Source organism: Paracoccus methylarcula (genome assembly GCF_003007735.2).
In the GTDB taxonomy this organism is placed as follows: Bacteria; Pseudomonadota; Alphaproteobacteria; order Rhodobacterales; family Rhodobacteraceae; genus Paracoccus; species Paracoccus methylarcula.
Genome location: NZ_PXNQ02000010.1, coordinates 125358 through 147632, shown reverse-complemented (window position 1 = coordinate 147632; position 22275 = coordinate 125358). Strand labels below are relative to the sequence as shown.

The following is a 22275-nucleotide window of genomic DNA, read 5'->3' as shown; positions in this document are numbered from 1 at the left end:
GCCGGGTCTCTGGCGGGTCACATGGTTGCGGCATGTCCCGGGTTGTCAAGCCGCTTCGGCGGCATCCACCCGCCTGCCCTTTTACAGCAGCCGGTCGGCGATATGCTCGGCAATCGGAAAGGCCGAGGTGGCGGCAGGCGAAGGCGCATTGCCGACATGGGCGCAGCGCTCGGTCTCGACAAACAGGAAATCGTCAATGATCCCGCCATCGGGCGCAACAGCCTGCGCCCGGATCCCCGGCCGGTAGGGACCGAGATCCTCCAGCCGGATACGCGGGCAATAGGCATGGACCTTGCGCAGATATTGCCGCCGCAGGATCGAGGATCGCAGCTCCGAGACGGCAGGTCCGAAATTCTGTCCGATCATCCGCCAGAAACCCGGGTAAAGGGCCGTTTCCAGCATGTCCCGAGGGGATATCGCCAGCTTGCCATAGCCTTCGCGCTTGCAAGCCAGGACCGCGTTCGGCCCGACGGTAAAGCCGCCATCCATCTTGCGCGTCAGATGCACACCCAGAAAGGGCCGCTCGGGGTCGGGCACCGGGTAGATCAGGTGCCGCACGAGGTCGGGCGGCTGGTTATGGATGCGGAAATATTCGCCCCGGAAGGGAACTACCCGGTAGCCCGGATCATGCCCGAAGGCCCGGATCAGGCGGTCGGAATGCAGACCGGCGCAGGCGACGAAACGGTCGCATTGCAGTTCTCCGTCCGAGGTCCGCAGACGCACGGAACTGCCCGTCTCACGCCCGGACAGCAGGCGCACCCCGGTCCTGAGCATCCCTCCGCGCGACTGGAAGATCCGCGCCAGCCGCTCGGTCACCTTGGCGAAATCGACAATCCCGGTGGTCGGCGAAAAGATCGCCGCCACCGAGTTGATATTCGGCTCCATCTCGCGTGACTGCTGGCGGTCGATCTCCTCTATCTCGATCCCGTTCCCGCGCGCTCTCGCGGCCAGGTCGGCCAGCCGGCCCGCCTCGGCCTCGTTCGTGGCCACGACCAGCTTGCCGCAGCGCTCGAAAGGGATCCGCTCCTCGGTGCAGAACCTTTCGGTCGCGGTCACACCGGCGCGGCAGAACCAGGCCTTGAGGCTGCCGGGCGCGTAATACAGCCCGGCATGGATGACCCCGGAATTGCGGCCCGACTGGTGCCGGGCAACGGCAGGTTCCTTTTCCAGAACGGTGACCCGCGCATCAGAGAGGCGGTTCTGGATCTCGACCGCCGTCGCCAGTCCGACGATGCCGCCACCCGCGATGACGATATCCGCCGTTTGGGTCATGCCTCGACCTCTCCCGCCTGCGCGGCGGAATATCTGCCGGTCCTGATATTGATGACCAGGAGCGCGATCACCGCCAGCACCCCGCCAAGGCTGACCAGGTGATAACCCGGCCACAGGCAGACGACCCCCGCGACCATCGCCAGGCCCCGCCCGACGATGCCGAGAGGATATTCCATGCAGCCCTGAAGCGCGCCCGCGATGGCATAGACCCCGACCGCGCCGAAGCCGAATATCATCGAGGCCACGGCCCAGTCACCCGACAGGAAAGGCGTGTAGGCGAACAGGATCGGCATGATATACAACCCTTTGGCCAGCTTCCAGCTTGCCACCCCGGTAGCCATGGCCGGAGCCTTGGCGATGGCTGCGGCGGTAAAGGCGGCCAGTGCCACGGGAGGTGTCACATTGCTGTCCTGGCTGAGCCAGAAGATGATCATATGCGCCGATAGCAGCGCCGTCACCGCGACCGGTTGCGGCACCACCAGTTCGCGCAGCGGCGCGGCCACTTCCAGCGGCAGGGATTTGATGATCGCCGACGCCTGATCGGGCGAGACGGGTCCGGCCAGGATCTCGGCATATTCGGGCGCGCCAAAGGTCAGGACCGCGCGGGCAGCCTCGGGCAGGCTGCCATCGGCCAGCATATCGATCACGAAACGGTCCGAGATCATCCCCGCCAGCGCCGGCGCCGAAAGTGTCGCCAGCACGATATAGGCGGCAGTCACCGGCAGCCCCATGCCGAGCACGAGGCTGGCCACCGCGATCAGCACGAGCGCGATCAGCATATTGCCGCCCGACCAGCTGGCGATCATCAGGCTGAAGGTATTGCCGACCCCTGCCGTGGCGATCACGTTCACGATCAGGCCCACCGCGCAAAGCAGGACCGCCGTCATGATCATGCTCTTGCTGCCCATGACCAGGGCCTCGATTACCGCCCGGGGACCCATGCGCGACTTGGTCAGCCAGCTTGAGGCGATCACCGCGAGGATACCCACCACGGCGGCATAGGTCGGGGTGAAACCCACGACCAGCAGCGCGATCAGGATCGTGATCGGGATGACGAAGCTCGCGCCATTTTCAATGAACGCCTGCTTGGGCGTGATATCGCTCGCCTCCATCGGCTGCAGGTTCAGCCGCCGCGCCTCGATGCGGACGAAATAGATCACCGACAGGAAATAAAGCAGCGCCGGCAGAGTGGCCACGGCGATGATGGTCTCGTAGGGGATCTGCGTATAGCTGGCCATCACGAAGGCCCCCGCCCCCATGATCGGCGGCATCAGCTGCCCGCCCGAGGATGCCGCCGCCTCGACGCCGCCCGCGAATTCGGGCTTGAAGCCCGCGCGCTTCATCAGCGGGATGGTGATCACCCCGGTCGAGGCGGTATTCGCCACGGCAGAGCCCGAGATGGTCCCGGTCAGCGCGCTGGCCATGACCGCCACGATCCCCGGGCCGCCGATCCATTTCCCGGCCAGCGCGCGAGCCATGTTGATCACGAAATCCCCCGCGCCGGAGCGGATCAGGAACGCGCCGAAGATGATGAAAAGGAACACATAGGTCGAGGAAATCCGCGCGATCGAACCGAACATCGCATCATCGCCATAGATCGAGCGGAACATCACCGATTCAAGCTTCAACCCGGGAAAATGGAACACGCCCGGAATGATCTTGCCCAGGAAGACCAGGTAGGACAGGCAGATCAGGATCACCGTGGGGATCACCCAACCGGTCATGCGGCGCGTCAGTTCGACTGCTCCCAGGATACAGATACTGCCCGCGATCCAGTCGAGCGTGGACAGCTTGACCCCCCGGGCATAGATGGCGCTTTCAGCATAGGCCAGATGCACCGCCGACACGGCAACCGCGACCGCAAAGACCAGATCAATGATCAGGAGCGTTCTGTTCCCGCTCTTGCTGGCAAGTGCCGGATAGGTCAGCGCGGCAAGAAACCCGAAACCCGCGAAGTGAAAGACGTTGCGCTGCAGCTCTGACACCACCGGGAAGAAGGCGACATAGATGTGGAATATGGCGATGAGCAGGCAAAGCGCGGATATGGCCATCCCAAGCTTGCCCACAAAGTTCCGCTGGACGTCGACAACGCCCTCTTCGTTATTGCTGGACATTATGTATCTCCCGGCAGGGTCGAACACCCTGCGCTAACTTGGACGCGCATCATCGATGCAAGTGATTGCAGATCAGCGCATTGGAAAGAGAGAGGACCTGCCGGGGCGCTGTCGCTCCCCGGCCGATGGGAACTGGGTTACTCGGCCGCCTTCAGCCGGTCGGGGATCTCGACCCCCATTTCCTCGTAATAACGCCGCGCCCCCGGATGCAGCGGCAAGGGCAGACCGGCGATGGCCTGTTCCAATGCCATTTCCTTGGTGGCCGGATGGATCGCCTGCAGGAAGGGCAGGTTCTCGTAGATCGCTTTGGTCATCAGATAGACATTCTCTTCGGGAATGTCCGCTGTTGTCGCCAGCAGGTTCGGTTGGGCAATGGTCTGGATATCCTCTTCAACACCCGGATAGGTTCCGGCCGGAATGACGAACCGGGTCCACAATTCACGCCCGCCATCCATCTTTTCCAGTTCTTCGTCCGTGACCTCCAGCATCTGGAGATTGTCACCCGCCGTTGCGAAAACCTGACTGACCGTCCCGTTCGGTATCCCCGAATTCGGGTTGATGCCTTTAACCTGACCGTTTTGCAGGGCTTCAGCGGAAGGACCGTAACCGGCATAGATCAGTTTATAATCCTTGAAGATATCAACCCCCAACCCGGACAGCAGCGTCTCGGTCGAACCAAGCGCGCCTGAATTCTCGGCCCCAAAGGCCATGGCCTCCCCCTTGAGTTCAATCAGGTCGCTGACCGTTCCGTTCTTGACGGCTCTCTTGTCAAGGATGAATTGCTCGACATTCGGCCAGAGCATGGAGATTGAGCGTAATTTTTCCTGCGGACCGCTTTCCGCGAACTCACCTTCTCCGTTCCATCCCAGATAGCCAAAAAGCCCCTGAAGAATGGCGAACTGCGCTTCCCCCTCGTTCAGAAGCCGGATATTTTCGCCCGAACCGGCCGAATTGATGGCGGACAGGCTGATACCGGTATCGGGTTCCAGCTTGACCTTGACCAAAGTGGAAAGCGCGACGCCCACCGGGTAATAGGTGCCGCCGGTCGAGGCCGTGGCCAGAATGTAGCTGGCCGGTTCCGGCTCGGCCATCGCAACCGTTCCGGCCAGAGATATGGCTGCCGCGATCCCGGCTGCAAACTTTGTATGGCGATACATGATAATCCTCCCTTGGACTCGTTATTGCCTTGTTATTGCCATGTGGAAGAGTATCGGCAGGACGCTCGATCTGGCTATGAAGAAATCCGCCAGCCCCGGCGCGAACCACCTGCGGATATCCGCCAATATGCGGCTCAGCGCAGGATATGCGCCTTGTCGAGCCCCAGCTTGACCATCTTTTCGTTCAGCGTCCGGCGACCGATCCCGAGCGCCTCGGCCACCGCGTCCATGCGCCCGTCATGGTTGCGGATCGACTGGCCGATAATCGATCTCTCCAATGCCGCAACCGCGTCGCGCAGGGTTCCGGGCGGCGGATCCTCTCCCGATTGGCGCGACATCGCCTCGCTCACCGAACCGCCGCCGCGCGTGGCCGCCAGGATCCTGCGATTGGCCACATGCCGCAATTCGCGGACATTGCCGGGCCAGCCATGCGACAGCAGGTCCGACAGCTCGCCGGGTAGAAGCTCGGGCTGGTCGATCTCGTAGACGGCGGCCAGATCGCGCAGGAAATGGTCGAACAGGATGATGACATCCTCCCCCCGGTCGCGCAGCGGCGGCAGGTGCAGGGACAGGGCGTTGATCCGGTACAGCAGATCCTGCCGGAACTCACCCGCCGTGACCTTTGCCTCAAGATCCTCGTTCGTCGAGGCGATGATGCGGAGATCGGCGGTCAGTTCCTCGTCACTGCCGATGGGGGTGAAGGAATGATGCTCGATCACCCGCAGGAACTTGGCCTGTATCTGGGCCGGGCAGGCGCCGATCTCGTCCAGGAACATCACTCCTCCCTCGGCCCGCCGGATCAGCCCGGCATTGCCATCTGCGACCCCGAAGACCTGTTCTTCGAAACGCTCCTGCGACAGGGTCGCGCAATTGAGGGCGACGAACGGGAATCCCATCCGGCTGCCAAGGCTGTGCAGTGACCGGGCGACAAGTTCCTTCCCGGTTCCGGTCTCGCCCGAGATCAGCAGCGGATTGTCGATCGAGGCGAATTGCATCACCTGATCGCGCAGCACCGAGATCTGCCGGTCATTGCCGATCAGGATACGGTCCAGCCCGGACAGGCGGCCGATCTGCTCGCGCATGATCTCGGTCTGTCGGCGAAGGTTGTCCTTCTCTGCCGCGTTTCTGACAATTCCCAGCAACCGACGGGGATCATAGGGTTTTTCAAGGAAGGAATAGGCCCCGTCCTGGATCGCCTGAACCGCGGTCGGGATATCCCCATGGGCCGAGATCAGCACCACGGGCACGGCGCGCCGGGATCTGATCCCTGCGAGCAGCTCCAGCCCGGACATGCCCGGCATCTGCATATCGCAGAGGATCACATTGGGGTCCTCGGCCTCCAGGCGGTCGAGCGCGGCCTGCGCACGTTCGAAACATTTCACGTCCCAACCGGCTTTCGACAACAGCTGCAGCAGCGATTTGAGCATCGCCGCATCGTCGTCGATCACGAATATCTTCCTTTCGCTCACCCGGCTCCCTCCTCCTGCTCCACTGCTGCGCGAAGCCTGATCTCGAACACGGCGCCGCCGCCCGCCGCGTCATGCGCTCTCAGCGTTCCGCCCATCTCGCCCACGATCTGGGACGAGATGGCCAGCCCCAACCCCATTCCCTTGCCGGAAGCCTTGGTCGTGAAGAACGGCTCCTGCAGATCGCTCAGCGTCTTGCCGCCCAGCCCCGTGCCGGTATCCTCGACGCGCACATATAGTCCGGCGCCGTCCCGGCGGCAGCGGATGGACAGGCGCTTGACCGGCTGCTCGGCCATCGCATCCAGCGCATTGGTCAGCAAATTGATGATCACCTGCTCGAAGCGCGCCTGATCGCCCAGGCAGGCCGGCAAATCCGGCTCGGCCTCAAACGCCAGATCGACGCCCATCCGCTCGGCGTCGAAGCGCACCAGCGCGATACTCGCCTCGATGGCCGCCAGGATGTCGAACGGGGCGGAGCTGCGTCCACCCGGCTGGCTGAAACTCTTGAGCTGGGTCATGATATTCCCCATCCGCTCGACCAGCTTCGTCAGTTCGCCATGCAGATCGGCATTCTGACCGGCATTCTCGCCGGATTGCTCCATTTCCGAGGCCACAAGATAGTTGCGCATCGCCGCGATGGGTTGTCCCAGCTCATGGGTGATCGAGGCCGAAAACTGTCCCAGGGCCGCAAGCCTGTTCTTGCGCGCCAGCATGTCCTGCGCTTCGCGCAGCCGCCGCCGGTCCTCGTTCGAGCGATGCAGCGCCTCGCGAAGCTGGGCACTCTGGAACAGCACCGTGATCAGCCCGATCAGCAAGGCCAGCACCAGCAACCCGGCGGCGACCAGCAGCGAGGTGATCCGAATGCCGCGCAGATCGGTCAGCAGATGGATCGTCCAGGGTTCGGATCGCACCATGGCCTTGTTCCAGACATAGGTCTCGCCCTCGAGATCGACCCGGTCCGGGCCGTTCACCTTCCAGCCCAGGACATGCAGCGACAGGTCCCCGAATTGCCGCCCAAGCTCCAGTTGCCGCCGCTCATAGGCATTCAACGGGTTCAGAAGCCCATAGAGATATTCCCGGTCGGATGCTGCCAGCACCACGCCCTGCGGATTGGTCAGCAAGACCAGCTCACCGGTATCTTCCCATGCCCGCCCGACATCGTCGAGCGAGACCATGGCGCTCACGACCCCGAAGACGACACCTTCCCGGTTCAGGGCGGGCGCCGAGACGTGATAGGAAAATGCCCCGGTTTCCGGCGACACGGTGAAATAGGTGCCGACAGTCCCGCCGAGCGCGGCCCTGAAATCCGGCCGGAAGGTATAGAGTTCCTCCTTCGGTGCCGGATCCTTCCAGAGTTCGGATCCGGCAATTGCCCGGCCATTGATGTCCAGCAACAGGATGCGCTGCACATTCGAGACTGCCGCGACCCATGACAGATGCCTGTCCAGCTGCTCGAGCTGCTTCTCATCCTCCCCGGCCAATGCCTGCAATATCCGCGGATCCTCGGCCAGCAGCCGTGGCAAATGCCCGAAACGCGTCACCGCGAGATCGATGCCCCGGGCGTAATGGCTTGCCCCCCTGTCGCTGTCGCGCATCGCCCTGACGAGATACTCGAAGGACAACAGATATGCGGCAAGGCAAATCGCGGTGGTCGCGATCACCGCCGCGATCGAGGTTATCCTGATCTTTCCGGGCACCCTGATACGGTCTCGCCTCCTCCAGCTCCGTCGATCACGTGGCAGAGGCACGGTATCGCGGAACATCGCGATCCGGCCAGAAGAAAATTCAATATTCCAAAATTGCACGCGGCTTGCACGCCTTTCGGAGCGGCGGCGCGACGCCGGAAATCCCTGCTCGGAATGGTGGGCGCCTATCCGGCTGATCCCGGGTGCTGTGCGGCATTCATGCGCCGGACATGGCCGGGCGCAACCCCGATGACCCGCTTGAAAGCCCGCGCGAACGCGGCTTGCGAGCCGTAACCCAACCGATGGGCCACCGCCGCGATGGCTTCGCCATCTCGCCCGATCCATTGAGCGGCGAGCCGCATCCGCAGATCGGTGACATAGCGCAGCGGGCTGACCCCGACGATTGCCGTGAACCGCTCCGAGAACACCGAGCGGGATGCCCCCATCAGGCTCGCCATGGCCGGAACATCCCAGTCCCTGCCCGGTTCCCGATGCAGCGCGACCAGCACCCGGGCAAGGCGGGGGTCGCGCAGCGCGGTGATGACGCCGGAAGCCTCGTCGCAGCCGCATTCCACCCAGCCACGCACGATCAGGGCCGCGATCACATCGGCAAGGCGGGCCAGCACTCCGGCCGAACCGGGGCGATCCTGCGCCATTTCGGCCTCCATCGCCGCCAGCATGGCCCGCATCTCGGGCTGCCTGTCCAGCAACGCGCCGACCGACATCGCCTCGGGCATCAGGGCGATCAGGGGATGCATGGTCAGAAGGTCAAGCTCCATCACCCCCGACAGGATGGTCGTATCGAGGGTCCTGCAGGTTTCGGCGTTGCAGTCGCGGATCTCGCAGAACGCCTTGCACAAGGTCTGGGATGTGTATGAGGCGATATCCCGCACCGCAACGCCCGGCGCCGACAGGAGACTGTGATCATGTCCGCGCGGGATCAGGACCGCATCGCCGGCCCCAAGCCTGCGCGGCGGCATGTCCGGCAAAAGCAGAACCGCCTCTCCCTGCCCGATGAAGTGAAAGCGGGCGCCGCTTCCCTCCGGCAAGCGCAGGCCGAATGGCGGTGTCAGGCGCAGGCGGGAATAGCTGGCGCCGCGAAGGCGCATCCCGAGAAGCACCTCGCTCACGGCATCGCGTTCGGCAGGAGTTTCGGCGTTTCGATCATACATGCGGGATAAAATGACATGGATAATCCGGATTGACCAGCCAAATAGGGAAAAGCTGTCATCCCGAACAAGGACCGGATCATGCCAACGGATACATTCGGCGCCACGGCGCCCAGCATCGACTTAATTACGGAACACCCCGTCGAGCGACCGGCCTGGGGTGCCGTCTTTTCCATGTCCCTGGGGGTCTTCGCGCTTGTCACGGCCGAGTTCCTGCCCGCCAGCCTGCTCACCCCGCTCGCCGAGGGGCTGCAGATCAGCAAGGGCGCGGCCGGACAGGCGGTTACCGCGACGGCCTTTGTCGCGCTGATCTCCAGCCTGCTGATCTCGGTCGCAACGCGCGGGATCGACCGGCGGCTGGTGCTGATGGGTTTCTCGGTCCTGCTGATCGTCTCGAACCTGATCGTGGCGACCGCGCCGGGGCTGCCGCTACTATTGCTCGGACGCATCCTGATGGGGGTTGCGCTTGGCGGGTTCTGGACCCTGTCGGTCGCGACGGTGATGCGGCTGGTGCCCGAAGACGCGATTCCCCGCGCATTGGCGATCATGTTCATGGGGGTTTCGGCCGCCACCGTCCTTGCCGTTCCGGTCGGCAGCTATCTGGGCGGGCTGATCGGCTGGCGCGGCGTTTTCCATGTCGCCACGGGGCTGGCCGTCCTGGCGCTACTGGTCCAGATGGCGACATTGCCTTCCCTGCCGTCTCGCGGAAAGGCCAGACTGGGCACGCTGATCGAGGTTCTTGCCCGCCCGGGGATAGGCATCGGCATGATCGCCGTCCTGCTGGTCTTTGCCGGGCATTTCACCTTCTTCACCTATATCCGTCCCTTCCTGGAACTGATCACGGGAGTCGGGATCGAAGGTGTCACCGCGATCCTGTTCATCTTCGGGATCGCCAATTTCGCGGGCACTTACCTCATCGCCCATGTCATCGAGCGCTCGCTCTGGCTTGCACTCATGGCGATGCCGCTGACCATGGCGATCCTTGCGCTGTTGCTGTCATGGGTGGGCGGCTTTGCTCCGTTCGATGCGGCGATGGTGGGGCTATGGGGGCTGGTATTCGCCGGAGTGCCGGTCTCCTGGTCGACCTGGATCACCCGCTCCCTGCCGGATGAGGCCGAAGCCGGGGGCGGCCTGATCGTCGCCGCCATCAACTTTGCCATCGCGATGGGTGCGGCAGGCGGCGGCGCGGTGCTGGAACTGTCCGGCCCCCGCGGTGTCTTCCTGGTCAGCGCATTGATCCTGGGCGTAGCCGTCCTTGCCATCGTCACCCGGGTCAGGATCAGGTGATCCCCGCGCAAACCGCCCGGCGATAAAGCCTTGCAAATCCACGGGCCGGACCATCGACGGACAGGCGATGGCCCGGCCTGCGGATCCGGAAACACCTATTCCAGGAACACATCGACGCTTGCCGTGCGTCCCGCCGCATCGATGACCGTGAGCGTCGAGGCACCACCGCTATCGGGCACCCATGACGCATTGCGCCGCCGGAACATCTCGGGAAGGGGCACGCCATTGGCCAGCCAGCGAAACGGCGCCCGGCCGCCATTGATCTTGAGCGCAAGCGGCATGACCCCGCCGCCCCGGGCAAGGCCGAGATCGACCCTTGCACCCTGCGGCGGAAAGACGATCTCGGGCGCGGGCTCGCCCGCTGCTCCGGTCACCAGATCGCCATCCGGCGCTGCATAGCGCCGCAATGAGAACGGCAATTCCGAGGCCGTCATCCGCAATGCGCCCGGCGGGGCCGGGGGAAAGGGCTCGATCCCGATGCCCGATTTCGAGAAGGCCTCGAACAGGATCGGCGCGGCGGCGACATATCCGGTCAACCCCGGCACCGAGCCGCCATCGGGCCGCCCGGCCCAGACCCCCAGAACGTGGCGGCCATCATAGCCGACCGCCCATGCGTCGCGATAGCCATAGGAGGTGCCGGTCTTGTAGGCGATGCCGAGACGCGGCGCGCCCTTGGGCGGCACCACGCCCGACAGGATATCGGCGATCTGCCACGTAGCCTGCGGAGTCAGCACCTGGGCCGGTTGCCGCGACGGAGACGACCCGGCCAGGTGACGCAGCGGCTGCACGCGGCCACGATTGGCCAACCCGCCATAAAGCTGCACCAGTCCTTCCAGCGTCAGCCCCGCCCCGCCCAGCCCGATGGCCAATCCCGGCGCCTCTCCCGGCGGTAGTTCCGGCGGGGCGCCCGCCTGCCGCATCCGTGCCACCAGCCGCACCGGGCCGAGCGCGTCCAGCAGCCGGATCGCCGGCACGTTCAGCGACATCTGCAAGGCCGTGCGCACCGACACGTCACCCTGATAGGCCATGTCGAAATTCCGTGGCCGGTAGCCCGAGAAATTGCCGGGCCGGTCCTCGATCATGGTTTCCTGCATCACCAGCCCCTCTTCGAAGGCGAGACCGTAGATGAAGGGCTTGAGCGTAGAGCCGGGCGAGCGTTGGGCGGTGCTCATGTCGATCCATCCGGCACGCGCGGCATCGAAATAGCCCGCCGATCCGATGCGGGCCAGAACCTCGCCCGTGCGGGCATCGGCAAGGATCATCGCGACCGAGACCCCCGCGCCCAAGCGCTGCGCGGACCGGGCGGCGACCGTCTCCAGATTGGCCTGTGCGCTGCGCTTGATCAGCAGGTAATGCTTCCGCGCTCCGGGATCCGCCCGCATCACCGCATCGGCCAGATGCGCGGCATATGCGGGCATCGGCAGGCGTCTTTCGGCGATCTTGCCGCCCGATGCCCGCTCGACCTCGCTTTCGGCGATCACCCCGGCGCTCGCCATGCGGGCAAGCACGCGGTCGCGCGCCTCTTTGGCCGCCTGCGGATGCCGGTCGGGGCGGCGCGCCTCGGGCGATTGCGGCAGCGCGACCAGCAGCGCGGCCTCGGCAAGCTCCAGTTTCTGCGGCTCCTTGCCAAACCATGCAAGGCTCGCCGCCCGCACCCCTTCCAGGTTGCCGCCATAGGGCGCCAGCGTCAGGTAGCGCTCGAGGATCTCGCGCTTGGACAGCCGCCGCTCGATCTGGATCGCGCGGGCGATCTGCCGGAACTTGGCGGCAAAGCTGCGCTCGGTGCGCGGTTCGGTCAGGCGGGCAAGCTGCATGGACAAGGTCGAGCCGCCCGAAACGATGCGCCCGTTGCTGGCAAGCTGCCACGCCGCCCGACCGAGTGCCCGGAGATCGACGCCGGAATGCGACCAGAAACGCTTGTCCTCGTAGGCGATCAGCATCTCGATGAGCTGCGGGTCGAGATGGTCGATATCCGCAGGCAGACGCCACCGCCCGTCGGATGCCGCATAGGCACGCAGCAGGGCTCCGTCGCGGTCCACCACCTCGGCTGAAAGCGGCGCGGGATCGAGCGGCGGCGGATAGGCCGCATCCAGCCGTTGCAACGCCACGCCACCGGCGACCAGCAGCACGGCCAGAACCGACAGGACAATCGCGCCCCGCCTGATCCGGCGACGCCCCCTGATCCCGACCCGCTTCATCGTCAGTTCCCCGCGATCTCCATGAAGCCCGACGCGGTGCGGGCTGAGAATTGCGGGCGATACATGTCTTCGACGCTGGCCGCCGGATGCATGAAGACCCCCGGCGTCACCGCCCGCACGACATAGGCCAGCCGCAGCTTGTCCTTGCTGCCCTCGCCACGGTCGAAAGCGGCGATGAAGCGGTCGTCGCGGAACTCGGTATGCACCGCGCTGGTGCTGCCCAGCCAGTCGAAATTGTCCAGCTGCGAACTGCGACGAGACGCGGATTGTCGATCTCGAAACCCGCTGGCAGCAGGTCCGAGACCAGCAGGCGCGACGGCCAGTCACGCTGCTCCGTCACTTCGATGACCACCACGTAACGCTCGTTCTGGCGGGCATTGGTGATATTGGCCTCCTGACCGTCCAGCGTGAAGTAGCGCCGCGTGATGGTGAAACCCTCGCCCCCCGCAGGCAGGGGTTGCCGGGGTGCCGCATCTGTCGTGATCACCGCCGTCACCGGCTCGCTGCCGCGATTGGCGATGGTCAGCGGCGCGGCATCGAACTGCGTGCCCGGTATCCGCCGGGCGAAGGCGCCGTCATGCGATGCTCCGTCCACGGCAAGGCGGATATCGTCATCGGACCGGCTGAGCGCACGTGCGGCCAGCAGCATCCAGGCCTGGTCCTGCGTGCTGAGATAACGGGTCTTGTTGCGCATGTCCGAGACAAGGCCGACCATCTGCGGCACCAGCGCCGGCTCGGGGCGGCTTTCGACCGCAAGCGCCAGCATCGCCGCGCCGTCGCGCAGATCGGAGCCGTAATCGGAACGGCTGCGATAGCCGCCGCCCAGCCCCTGTGCGAGACGGAAAGCCGAGGCGAAACCGCTCTCTGCCCGCCCGGCATCGCCATAGAGCGCCAGGCTCGCGGCAAGCTGGGCGCGGGCCAGCGGTGTTCTGAAATCGTCCAGCCGGGTATCCAGATAGTAACGCAGATCCCCCGCCGAAGCCTTGCGATTGCGTGCCAGGACATAAAGCGCATAAGCGATCTCGCTGCCCCGCGACTCGACATCCGTGTCATAGGCCAGCGAGTTCTGCAGGTTCCGGAGCGCCTGTTCCATCGACTGTTCCGGCACGGCAAAGCCCTGTTCGCGCGCCCGTGTCAGGAAATCCGTCACATAGGCGTCAAGCCAGAGATCGCCCGATCCCGGCCCCCACAAGCCGAAACTGCCCGAGGAGGACTGGTAGGACAGCACCCGCCTGAGGGCATCCTCGATCCGGCCCTTCACCGCCGGATCGTCCTCCAGCCCGGCAGCCTTCGACAATTCGCTGACATAAAGCAGCGGCAGCGCACGGCTGGTCGTCTGTTCCGCGCAGCCATAAGGATAGCGGTCCAGCGACATCAGCAGCGCGGGAATGTCAAAGCCCGTATTGCGCGAGACATTGACACTGACCGAGGCGCCTTCCGCGAAACTCCCCGCCAGAAGCGTGTTGTCCAGCACCAGGCTGCCGCCACCGGGCTCCAGCGTGACCATGCGCTGATCGGCGACCGGCATGACACCGGGGCGCACCGGCAGGGTGACGCTTTTCTCGACGCCGAGCCCGGACTCATGCGACAGGGTGACGGTGATCGCGGCCTCTCCCGTACCGCCGGTGGCCGAGATGGGGACGGACAAGGCCGTTTTCGCCCCGGCCTCCAGCGTCAGTGTATCGGGGACCGCGCCCGCACCGATGGCGACCGGACCGATGCCCGAGATCGCCAGCCGGTAATCGCCCGCCGGCCCGTCGGTATTGACCAGTTCCAGCAGCAGGCGCGCCTGGTCCCCCGGTGCGAGAAAGCGCGGCTGGCTGGTGGTCAGCACCACCGGGTCGCGGATGATCACATCCTTGACCGCATGTCCGACACCCCTGCCCGACCATGCCACCGCCATCACCCGCGCGGTGCCGTTGAATTGCGGGATGTCGAAGGAAATCTCGGCCTTGCCGTCATCGTCGACCCGCACGATCCCCGAATTGAAAGCGAGCAGCTTCTGGGTCGGCGGGCTGCCGCTGCTTTCCATATTGGCGCCGTCGCCGCCGGTCCGCAGCCGTCCCGCAGCGCCCAGGGAGCCATCGATCAGGCGGCCATAGATGTCGCGCATCTCCAGCCCCAGCTTGCGCTGGCCAAAATACCAGCCCTCGGGATCGGGCGGCTCAAAGTGGGTCAGGTTGAGGATCCCCAGATCCACCGCGGCGACGGTGACATAGGCTTCCTCTCCGGGCTCCAGCCCATCGACACTGACCGGGATGGCCAGCGGCGCATTCGGCCGGACCTGTTCCTTGACGCCAAGATCGACGGCAAGTTGCCGCCCGGCGGGATCGATCTGCAGCCATTGCACGCCGATGGCGCGCATCGGCAGGCGGTTCTCGGTATCGCTGCCGGGGCGGAACAGGGTCGCGGTCACATAGCGCCCGCGCCGAATTCTCCGGTCACTGGGATGTCGATATTCGCGCCGCTTTCGGGAACGCTTGCGGTGAATGTCTCAAGCAGGCTTTCCGATCCGACCGTCACCAGGACCTCGCCCGCGAAGCGCGGCGAGATCTGCAGCCGGGCCGTATCGCCCACCGCATAGGTTTCACGGTCCAGCGCCACTTCCAGCCCGTCGGGCGTCTCGGTCGAGCTTGCCTCGACATACCAGCCGGAATCGAATGCCGCGCTGGTGATCGGCCCGCCCGGCTCGGGGCTTTCCACCTCCAGCCGGTAGCGGCCCCAATCGACCGAGACGCCGATCTGCGGCTCGCTATCGGCCTGCGCATCCACGATACCTTCCTGAACGAGGCTTGTCGTGGTGATCGCTTCGTAATTCCACGAGCCGCCATCGCGATACCATTGGTAATGACGGTCGATCCGCAGAAGCGACCATTTGAGCCCCTCCATCCCGATACGTCGGCCCTCGGGATCTGCGGCGATCACCCGGAAATTCGCCGTGCCGCCCTCTTCCACGCGGCCGCCTCCGAATTCCGGCCGGATCCCGATCATCGCGCCTTCGGGTTCGATTTCGAGATCCAGCGCCCGTTCGACAGCCCGCCCGCCAGCCTCGCGCATCCGCACGCTGACCTCGGCGCTCAGCAGGCGCGTCGTGGCCGGGGCCGAGTCCAGCGCGACCCGGAAGACCGCCTTGCCGTCCTGATCCGTCAGCGGCAACCCGGCCAGCGGGACCCGCATGGTCTCCACGTCCTCCTCGTCATCGAGGCCAAAGACATAGCCGGGAAACGCCTGCCATTTCCGCGTCGGGGCCACGGTCAACTGGCCGTCAAGCGACAGGCCCGAGGCCGGGGCACCGTAAAGATAACGCCCATCCACGCTTACATCGGTCACGCCCCCCACCGGGATGCGGTCATCGGCGCTGGCAAGCGTGATCTCGGTGCGGTCGGGGACGAAATCCTCGACCAGGAACATCTCTTCCGCCAGCGCCGGCTTGTCCGGGTCGGCATGGATGGTCAGCCGCCATGTGCCGCGCATCGCATTCTCCGGCACGGCCAGTTCCACGGCATGACCGCCAAGCCGCGCACCATCCGACACGACACGGCGCGCCTCGACCCCGTCGGGACGGCGAAAGATGAAGGTCAGCGGCAGGTCGTCCTCGGCATCCGAAGCCGGGCTGCGCACAAGGGCCGAGGCATGCACCGTCTCGCCCGCGCGATAGATGCCGCGCTCGGTCCAGGCGTATATGTCCAGCGGCCCCGGCGCCGGACGCCCCGTCACACCCCGGTCCGACAGGTCGAAACCGGCGCGGGTCATGTCGAGGAAGACGAAATCCTCCTCGCCCCGCCGGGCCAGGATCGCCGCCGGCGCCAGCCCATCGGTTCCGCGTGCAAGCCCCGGATCGAAATCCGCGCGCCCATCGGCATCCGTCACGGCCTCGCCCAGGATCTCGTTGTTGCGGGCCAGCAGCCGGAGCGTCACCCCCTCCATCGGCGCAGCGTTTCAAGCGAACGGGCAAAGACCGACAGCCCGTCCTGCCCGGCGAATGTGGAAAGCCCGATATCGGAGACAAGGAACCATTGCGTGGCGCGGTTGTCCGAATAATCGTCCTGCCCGTCCGAAGATTGCGCGGTCATCAGGTAGATGCCGGGTTTACGCTCGGGCACCGCTTCGTCGAGGGGGATGCTGGTGACGATGTCCTTGTTCAACTCGGTGTCGATATCGACCGTGCCTTCCCAGATGGGTTCGCCCATCTGACCCGAGACGTAATCCAGCGAATAACCGTTCAACTGCCGAAGGAATTCCGAACTGGTCAGAAGCCGCGTCAGCGCCCGGTCGCCGATGCGATAGACCGAGAGCTTCGCCGCTTGCGCATTGATGGAGACCAGAGGAATGCCGCGCCGGGCCGAGGATGGCAGCACGAAACTGTCGCCGGTGAAACGCAGGGCCGGAGCGCGGTCGCGTATATAGATCTCGAGCGGGATCGGCTGCGCAATCACCTCGCCGATGGCCGAGGGCAATCCCTGCCGGATCACGATGCGATATTCTTCGCCATGTTTCAGCCCGGTGACGCAAAGCTCGGCATCGCTGCGGTCGATGGCAAAGGAGCGCGCATTCTCGACCGTCACATATTGCGCGTAATCGACACCGCTTTTCACCAGGTTCTCGGAAAACTGGACACAGGCGCGGGGCGTGACGCTGTCGGAATCCACCGAATGATCGAGCACCCGGAACCCCTTGCGGCGCTTGAGATCGGCATATGCCTCCTGCACATCCGGCGCGTTCCTCAACTCCAGGCTCGCCTCGTAGGCGCTGATCGCCGGACGAAAGAGGCTGCGCCGCTCCAGTGCCTCGGCCAGAACCACCAGGGCATGAGCCCGCTCATCCCGGCTGCGCGACATGTCATAGGCATTGACCGCCGCAGAGGTGCCAGCCCGTTCCAATTGGTTGGAACTCATCTGCCCGCCGGGTTCCGTCGCCGCGACGCGCGGGCCAGCCCCGTCCAAAGGCCAGCATCTTCGGGTTTCATCGCGATGGCCTCGTAATAGGCCCGCATCGCGGCACGGGAATCGCCCCTGTTCAGTGCCTGTCCCGCCATCGACACCAGCGACAGGAAACCGCTGTCGCCCGGTGCTGCATCGCGCAAGAGCTTGTCGCGATATTGCTGGGCCTCGCGAAGCACATGTTCCGGCACGAAACGCAAAGCCGGAGCCACCCCGAGATCCGGCGCCGCCGCCTCGACGACGACCCTGCCGGCCACGGCGCCCTCCGACGGATTGGAGCGGGTGAAATCGGACTTGAGAAAGCACCATTGCGCCTTGCTGTTATAGGTAAAGGCGCGGCATTGCTGATCTTCGAGGCAAAGGGCCTTGCATTGATCCAGCGAGACATCCTTTTCCGTGCGCAGATCGAAACCGAAATAATCGGCATTCTCGGTCGTCTCTATGCGACGCCCGTCCTGCGCCGCAGCGGAGATCGGAAAGCCCAAAAGGAAAATGCAAAGCAAGATGAAACCGCGTGCGATCCGCATGACAATCCTCCGGGTGTTTCCGATAGCCTCATCACGAATATGGCTCAGCTTTGTAACACTCTGTCAATACGCGTGAAATTGTCGCCGCAAAGAGGCCCGGCCCCGATCTTACCGCATTTTCCCCGATCTTTCCCGGATCTTTTCGGACGGGGCGGCAAGTCAAATTTCTTTGCCCGCATCCCGATTATCGCGGTCTTGCATTGACGGTTCACCCGCATCGCCCTGCCGACCGGCGCCGCGTCCGCTTATTCGGCGGGAACCTCCCGCGCCTTGTTCAGCCCGATCCGGCGTCCGATCCAGCCGAACACTCGCCCCTGCCCACCATGGATGACCGAGAACAGCGACGGCACGAAGAGCAGCGACAGCAAGGTTGACAGAAGCAGCCCGCCGATCACCGCAATTGCCATCGGTGCACGGAACTCGCCCCCCTCCCCGGTGGCCAGGGCCGAGGGCACCATCCCCGCCGTCATCGCGATTGTCGTCATCACGATGGGCCGGGCGCGCTTGTGCACCGCGTCCAGGATCGCCTCGCGCTTGGGGGTGCCCGCGGCCATCGAGGTCAGCGCGAATTCGACCAGCATGATCGAGTTCTTGGTGACGATGCCCATCAGCATCAGGAATCCGATCACCACCGCCATGCTGATCGAATTGCCGGTCACGAAGAGCGCGAGGATCGCTCCGCCGATAGCCAGCGGCAGCGACAGAAGGATCGTCACCGGGGTGACGAAATTGTGGAACAGCAGCACCAGCACGACATAGACCAGCATGATGCCGGCGCCCATGGCGGTGCCGAAAGCGGAAAACACCTCGCCCATGATCTCGGCATCGCCGGCCGGTTGGATCGAGGTGCCGGGCGGCAATTCGACCTGTTGCTGCAGGTTGGCCACCTCTGCGCTCACCGGTCCAAGCAATGCCCCATCCGCGAGATTCGCGCTGACCGTGGTGCGGAATTGCCGGTCATAACGGCCGATCTCGGTCGCACCGGCCGACAGCGTCACATCGGCAACCGTCACCAGCGGGATCTGCCCCGAAGAACTGGGCACCCGCAAGTTCCGCACCTGCATCAGGTTGTTCCGCGAGGCCTCGTTCAGCCGCACGACGATCGGCACCTGCTCGTCGCCTGCGTTGAACTTGGCCAGGTTCGCCTCGGTATCGCCAAGCGTCGCGATGCGCAGGGTGGTGGCCAGCGCACTGGCGGTCACGCCAAGCTGCGCGGCGATATCCGGTTTCGGCGAGACCTGGATCTCGGGCCGTTGCAGGCTCGCCGACGATCTCACCCCCTCCAGCGTCGCGAGTTCACCCATGGCGGAAACCAGGCGCTCCGCCGCCTCTGCCGATGCCTCTTCGGTTTCGCCCAGCACGCTGATCGTCAGGTCGTTCTGCCCCGCCTCGTTCTGGAAATTGATGCGCATGTCCGGAACCTCGGCGAGCCGCTCCTTCAGCTCGTTTTCCAGGTCGAATTGCGACCGCTCGCGATCATCCTTCTTGCCGTAATTGATCATCAGCCGGGCCGAGGTCACATCCGAGCCGTCGCTATAGGCGAAAACCGATTTCACCTCGGACGTCTCGGCAATGCGCCTGTTCAGATCGCGCACGGACCCCTCGGTCTCGTCTATGGTCGAACCGGGCGGCATCTCGATCTCGATCTGGCTGCGGCCGATATCCGAGGCCGGGACGAACTCGGTCGGCAGCAGGGTCGAGGAGAAGATCGAAAAGGCAAAGATCCCCAGCCCCGCCAGCAGGGTCAGCCCGCGATGGCGCATCGTCCAGCGCAGGACCGACATCAGCACGCGCATGACCAGGCCGTCGGGCAGGTCCGCCTCATGCACCTTGCCGCGGATGAAATAGGCCGCCAGCATCGGCGTGATGATCCGCGCGACCAGAAGCGAGAACAGCACCGACACGGCGACGGTCAGGCCGAACTGCTTGAAATACTGCCCCGCGATGCCGCCCATGAAGCTGACCGGGGCAAAGACCGCGACGATCGAAAAGCTGATCGCGATGACCGTCAGGCCGATCTCGCTCGCGGCCTCTTCGCTGGCCTCGTATGGCGGCGATCCCATGCCGATATGGCGGACGATATTCTCGATTTCCACGATGGCGTCATCGACGAGGATGCCGGTGACCAGCGTGATCCCCAGCAGGCTGATCCCGTTCAGCGTGAAGCCCATCCATTGCATCACGAAGAAGGTCGGGATGATCGACAATGGCAGCGCCACGGCGGCGATCAGGGTGGCGCGCCAGTTGCGCAGGAACAGGAACACCACGACCACGGCCAGCGCCGCGCCTTCGTAAAGCGTCTCCATCGCGCTGTGATAGCTGGAGGCGGTATAGGTCGTGGCATCGTCGATCAAGGTGACCTGCGTATTCGGATAACGCTCGCGGATCTGCTCCAGCCTTGCCTTGGCGCCGTCGCCCGCGGAAAGATCGGATTTGCCGGTCGCACGGTAGACGCCGAAGGCCACGACCGGCTGACCGTCCAGCAGGGCGAAGCTGCGTTCCTCGCTCGCCCCGTCGATGATCTGCCCCAACTGGTCCAGGCGGATCGTCCTTCCATCGGCGATGGCGATCGGCGTCGCCGCAAGCTGCTCGACCGTGTCGGCGGAACCCAATGTCCGGATCGAATATTCGGTGCCCGCCAGATCGCCGCGCCCGCCGCCCATGTCGATATTCTTGGCGCGAAGCTGACCCGAGACATCCGCCGCCGTCAATCCATGCGCCAGCAGCCGGTCGGGGTCGAGTTCCACCTTGATCTCGCGTTCTGCGCCGCCGATGCGGGTGGTCTTGCCGACGCGTCCACGGTCGAAAGCTCGCGCCCGATCACGTCATCGACGAATTTCGACAACCCCTCGATGGTCTGGGTCGGATCGCTGACCGCATAGGTCAGGATCGGATAGCCCGTCACATCGACCCGCTGGACGATGGGTTCGCTGATGCTCTCGGGAAGTTCCGCCCGGACATTCGACACCGCGTCCTTGACGTCGTTCACCGCCCGGTCGCTGTCGGTTTCCAGCTCGAATTCGACGGTGATCGCCGCCATGCTGTCCGTCGCGGTCGAGCTGATATGCCGCACCCCGGTGACCGAGGCGATGCTGTCCTCGACCGGCTGGATCACCTGCGTGGTCAGTTCCGAGGGCGCGGCGCCCGGCTGGCCGATATTCACGCTGACGATGGGCAGGTCGATATTCGGCATCGCCGTGACCGGCAGCCGGGAAAAGCTGAACAGCCCGACGATCAGCAGCACCAGGAACACCGCGATCGGCGGAACCGGGTGCCGGATCGACCAGGTGGACATATTCATGGCCGGCGCGTCCCTTCGGCGGGCGTGGTGGCGCTGGCGGTTTCGTCTTCCGTCTCCTTCGTGGAACTGACCGCCTTGACCATGTCGCCATCTCGGAAAAAGGCGCCCGAGCGGGCAATCACCTGCTCGCCCTCCTCGATGCCCTCGAGGATCTCGCGCCGCTCCTGCCACAGCAGACCGGCCTTGACCGGGCGGGACCGCACCACGCCATCCTCGACGACCTGCACGCGATCGCCCTGGTCATCCGACAGAACGGCGGTGGCAGGCACGGTCACGGCCTCGCGTTTCGCCGTGATCACCCAACCGCTGGCGAACAGCCCGGTTCGCAGGCCCGGCACCGCCTCCAGCGAGATCCGCATCTTGCCCAGGCGCGTCACCGGATCGACCGATGCCGGGATCAGCCGCACCTCGCCGGTGATGCTCCCCAACCCGGCAACCCGAATCTCGGCCGGATCGCCGATCGAGACTTTCTGCAGGGCGGTTTCGATCACTTCGGCGGACATCTCTATCTTGCCATCGGCAAGCAGCGTGAACAGTGGGCCGCTAGCGCTGCCGGACAATCCGCCCAGCACCGCGTTGCGCTCCACCACCAGTCCAGATACCGGGGCGGTGATCTCGGCCCGGTCCAGGTCGAGCTGCGCGATCCGCCGCGCCGCCTCGGCCTGCGCAAGCCCGGCCTGCGCATTCGCCTCTGCCGCGACCGCATCGTCCAGGGTCGCTTGCGAGGCGTTGTTCGACGAACGCAGACGCCGCGCCCGCTCCAATGTCGTGACGGCCTGTTTCAGCGCCGCCTCGGCCTGCTGGTATCCGGCCTCGGCCTGCGCGAGCCGTGCGGCCAGAGTATCGGTGGACAACCGCGCCAGCACCTGTCCCTTTTCGACGCTGTCACCGGCCTCGACCAGAAGTTCGGTGATCTCGTGACCCGAGACCTGCGAGTAGACCTGCACCTCCTGCCGGGCCATCAGCGTGCCGACGACCGGCACCCTCGCCTGCACCTCGGTCCGCTCGGCAGAAGTTACGGTGACCGAGGGAACGGAGCGTTCGACCACGGATTCGGTAGAGTTAACGGAAGAATCACCATCCTCGGCGATGGCAGGCCATGCCAAACCAGCCACGAGCAGGGCAATGGACAGGATGCGCATCGCGACCGCCTGTAACG

The 22275-nt window shown here is 64.9% G+C and carries 14 protein-coding genes and 1 pseudogene; 1 reads left to right on the top strand and 14 read right to left on the bottom strand.

Going from position 1 to position 22275, the window contains the following annotated elements:
• Positions 1-81: 81 nt before the first annotated feature.
• The 6 genes from lhgO to A7A09_RS16015 all read right to left on the bottom strand — a co-directional run bounded on the left by lhgO (position 82) and on the right by A7A09_RS16015 (position 8824).
• A complete protein-coding gene (lhgO, locus tag A7A09_RS16040; protein WP_106692333.1) occupies positions 82-1272 on the bottom strand; it encodes an L-2-hydroxyglutarate oxidase in 1191 nt (396 codons plus the stop codon).
• The gene (locus A7A09_RS16035) at positions 1269-3386 is read right to left on the bottom strand and encodes a TRAP transporter permease (protein ID WP_106692332.1); all 2118 of its coding nucleotides are present in this window, start codon (positions 3384-3386) and stop codon (positions 1269-1271) included. The genes lhgO and A7A09_RS16035 overlap by 4 nt, the downstream gene beginning before the upstream one ends.
• Positions 3387-3523: 137 nt before the next feature.
• Entirely contained in the window at positions 3524-4543 is a 1020-nt protein-coding gene (locus A7A09_RS16030; RefSeq protein WP_106692331.1) for a TAXI family TRAP transporter solute-binding subunit, read from the bottom strand.
• Between the two features lie 134 nt (positions 4544-4677).
• Entirely contained in the window at positions 4678-6012 is a 1335-nt protein-coding gene (locus A7A09_RS16025; RefSeq protein WP_106692330.1) for a sigma-54-dependent transcriptional regulator, read from the bottom strand.
• Positions 6009-7706, bottom strand: a complete 1698-nt coding sequence (locus A7A09_RS16020; protein ID WP_170167134.1) for a sensor histidine kinase — start codon at positions 7704-7706, stop codon at positions 6009-6011. The genes A7A09_RS16025 and A7A09_RS16020 overlap by 4 nt, the downstream gene beginning before the upstream one ends.
• Positions 7707-7879: 173 nt before the next feature.
• Positions 7880-8824 (bottom strand): AraC family transcriptional regulator, encoded by a 945-nt coding sequence (locus A7A09_RS16015; protein ID WP_211341158.1) that lies wholly within the window; start codon positions 8822-8824, stop codon positions 7880-7882.
• 120 nt (positions 8825-8944) lie between these two features.
• Between A7A09_RS16015 and A7A09_RS16010 the strand changes: the two genes are divergently transcribed.
• Positions 8945-10150 (top strand): MFS transporter, encoded by a 1206-nt coding sequence (locus tag A7A09_RS16010; RefSeq protein WP_106692327.1) that lies wholly within the window; start codon positions 8945-8947, stop codon positions 10148-10150.
• A 95-nt stretch (positions 10151-10245) separates the two neighbouring features.
• On the opposite strand, the gene pbpC is transcribed toward A7A09_RS16010, so the two are convergent.
• The 8 genes and pseudogenes from pbpC to A7A09_RS15990 form a co-directional block, all read right to left on the bottom strand.
• Positions 10246-12348 (bottom strand): penicillin-binding protein 1C, encoded by a 2103-nt coding sequence (gene pbpC, locus A7A09_RS16005; protein WP_106692326.1) that lies wholly within the window; start codon positions 12346-12348, stop codon positions 10246-10248.
• A gap of 2 nt (positions 12349-12350) precedes the next feature.
• A pseudogene (locus A7A09_RS21130) lies at positions 12351-14713 on the bottom strand (alpha-2-macroglobulin family protein).
• Between the two features lie 47 nt (positions 14714-14760).
• Positions 14761-16275: an alpha-2-macroglobulin family protein gene (locus A7A09_RS21125; protein ID WP_211341155.1), complete on the bottom strand. Its 1515-nt coding sequence runs from the start codon at positions 16273-16275 to the stop codon at positions 14761-14763.
• A complete protein-coding gene (locus A7A09_RS21120; protein ID WP_211341154.1) occupies positions 16263-17243 on the bottom strand; it encodes a hypothetical protein in 981 nt (326 codons plus the stop codon). Before A7A09_RS21120 ends, A7A09_RS21125 begins: the two co-directional genes overlap by 13 nt.
• Positions 17240-17815, bottom strand: coding sequence for a PAN domain-containing protein (locus A7A09_RS21115; RefSeq protein WP_211341153.1), 576 nt, complete (start codon positions 17813-17815; stop codon positions 17240-17242). Before A7A09_RS21115 ends, A7A09_RS21120 begins: the two co-directional genes overlap by 4 nt.
• Positions 17816-18060: 245 nt before the next feature.
• Positions 18061-20562 carry an efflux RND transporter permease subunit gene (locus tag A7A09_RS15995; RefSeq protein ID WP_281277610.1) on the bottom strand — a complete coding sequence of 834 codons (2502 nt, stop codon included), beginning with the start codon at positions 20560-20562 and terminating at the stop codon, positions 18061-18063.
• Positions 20523-21116 carry an efflux RND transporter permease subunit gene (locus A7A09_RS21885; RefSeq protein WP_281277609.1) on the bottom strand — a complete coding sequence of 198 codons (594 nt, stop codon included), beginning with the start codon at positions 21114-21116 and terminating at the stop codon, positions 20523-20525. Before A7A09_RS21885 ends, A7A09_RS15995 begins: the two co-directional genes overlap by 40 nt.
• Positions 21113-22258 carry an efflux RND transporter periplasmic adaptor subunit gene (locus A7A09_RS15990; protein ID WP_106692325.1) on the bottom strand — a complete coding sequence of 382 codons (1146 nt, stop codon included), beginning with the start codon at positions 22256-22258 and terminating at the stop codon, positions 21113-21115. Before A7A09_RS15990 ends, A7A09_RS21885 begins: the two co-directional genes overlap by 4 nt.
• Between the last annotated feature and the right edge of the window lie 17 nt (positions 22259-22275).

Excerpts from the sequence above, each read along its gene's own strand:
- lhgO (WP_106692333.1), bottom strand. The coding sequence starts at position 1,272 with ATGACCCAAACGGCGGATATCGTCATCGCGGGTGGCGGCATCGTCGGA.
- A7A09_RS16035 (WP_106692332.1), bottom strand. The coding sequence starts at position 3,386 with ATGTCCAGCAATAACGAAGAGGGCGTTGTCGACGTCCAGCGGAACTTT.
- A7A09_RS16030 (WP_106692331.1), bottom strand. The coding sequence starts at position 4,543 with ATGTATCGCCATACAAAGTTTGCAGCCGGGATCGCGGCAGCCATATCT.
- A7A09_RS16010 (WP_106692327.1), top strand. The coding sequence starts at position 8,945 with ATGCCAACGGATACATTCGGCGCCACGGCGCCCAGCATCGACTTAATT.
- pbpC (WP_106692326.1), bottom strand. The coding sequence starts at position 12,348 with ATGAAGCGGGTCGGGATCAGGGGGCGTCGCCGGATCAGGCGGGGCGCG.
- A7A09_RS21125 (WP_211341155.1), bottom strand. The coding sequence starts at position 16,275 with ATGGAGGGGGTGACGCTCCGGCTGCTGGCCCGCAACAACGAGATCCTG.
- A7A09_RS21120 (WP_211341154.1), bottom strand. The coding sequence starts at position 17,243 with ATGAGTTCCAACCAATTGGAACGGGCTGGCACCTCTGCGGCGGTCAAT.
- A7A09_RS21115 (WP_211341153.1), bottom strand. The coding sequence starts at position 17,815 with ATGCGGATCGCACGCGGTTTCATCTTGCTTTGCATTTTCCTTTTGGGC.
- A7A09_RS21885 (WP_281277609.1), bottom strand. The coding sequence starts at position 21,116 with ATGAATATGTCCACCTGGTCGATCCGGCACCCGGTTCCGCCGATCGCG.
- A7A09_RS15990 (WP_106692325.1), bottom strand. The coding sequence starts at position 22,258 with ATGCGCATCCTGTCCATTGCCCTGCTCGTGGCTGGTTTGGCATGGCCT.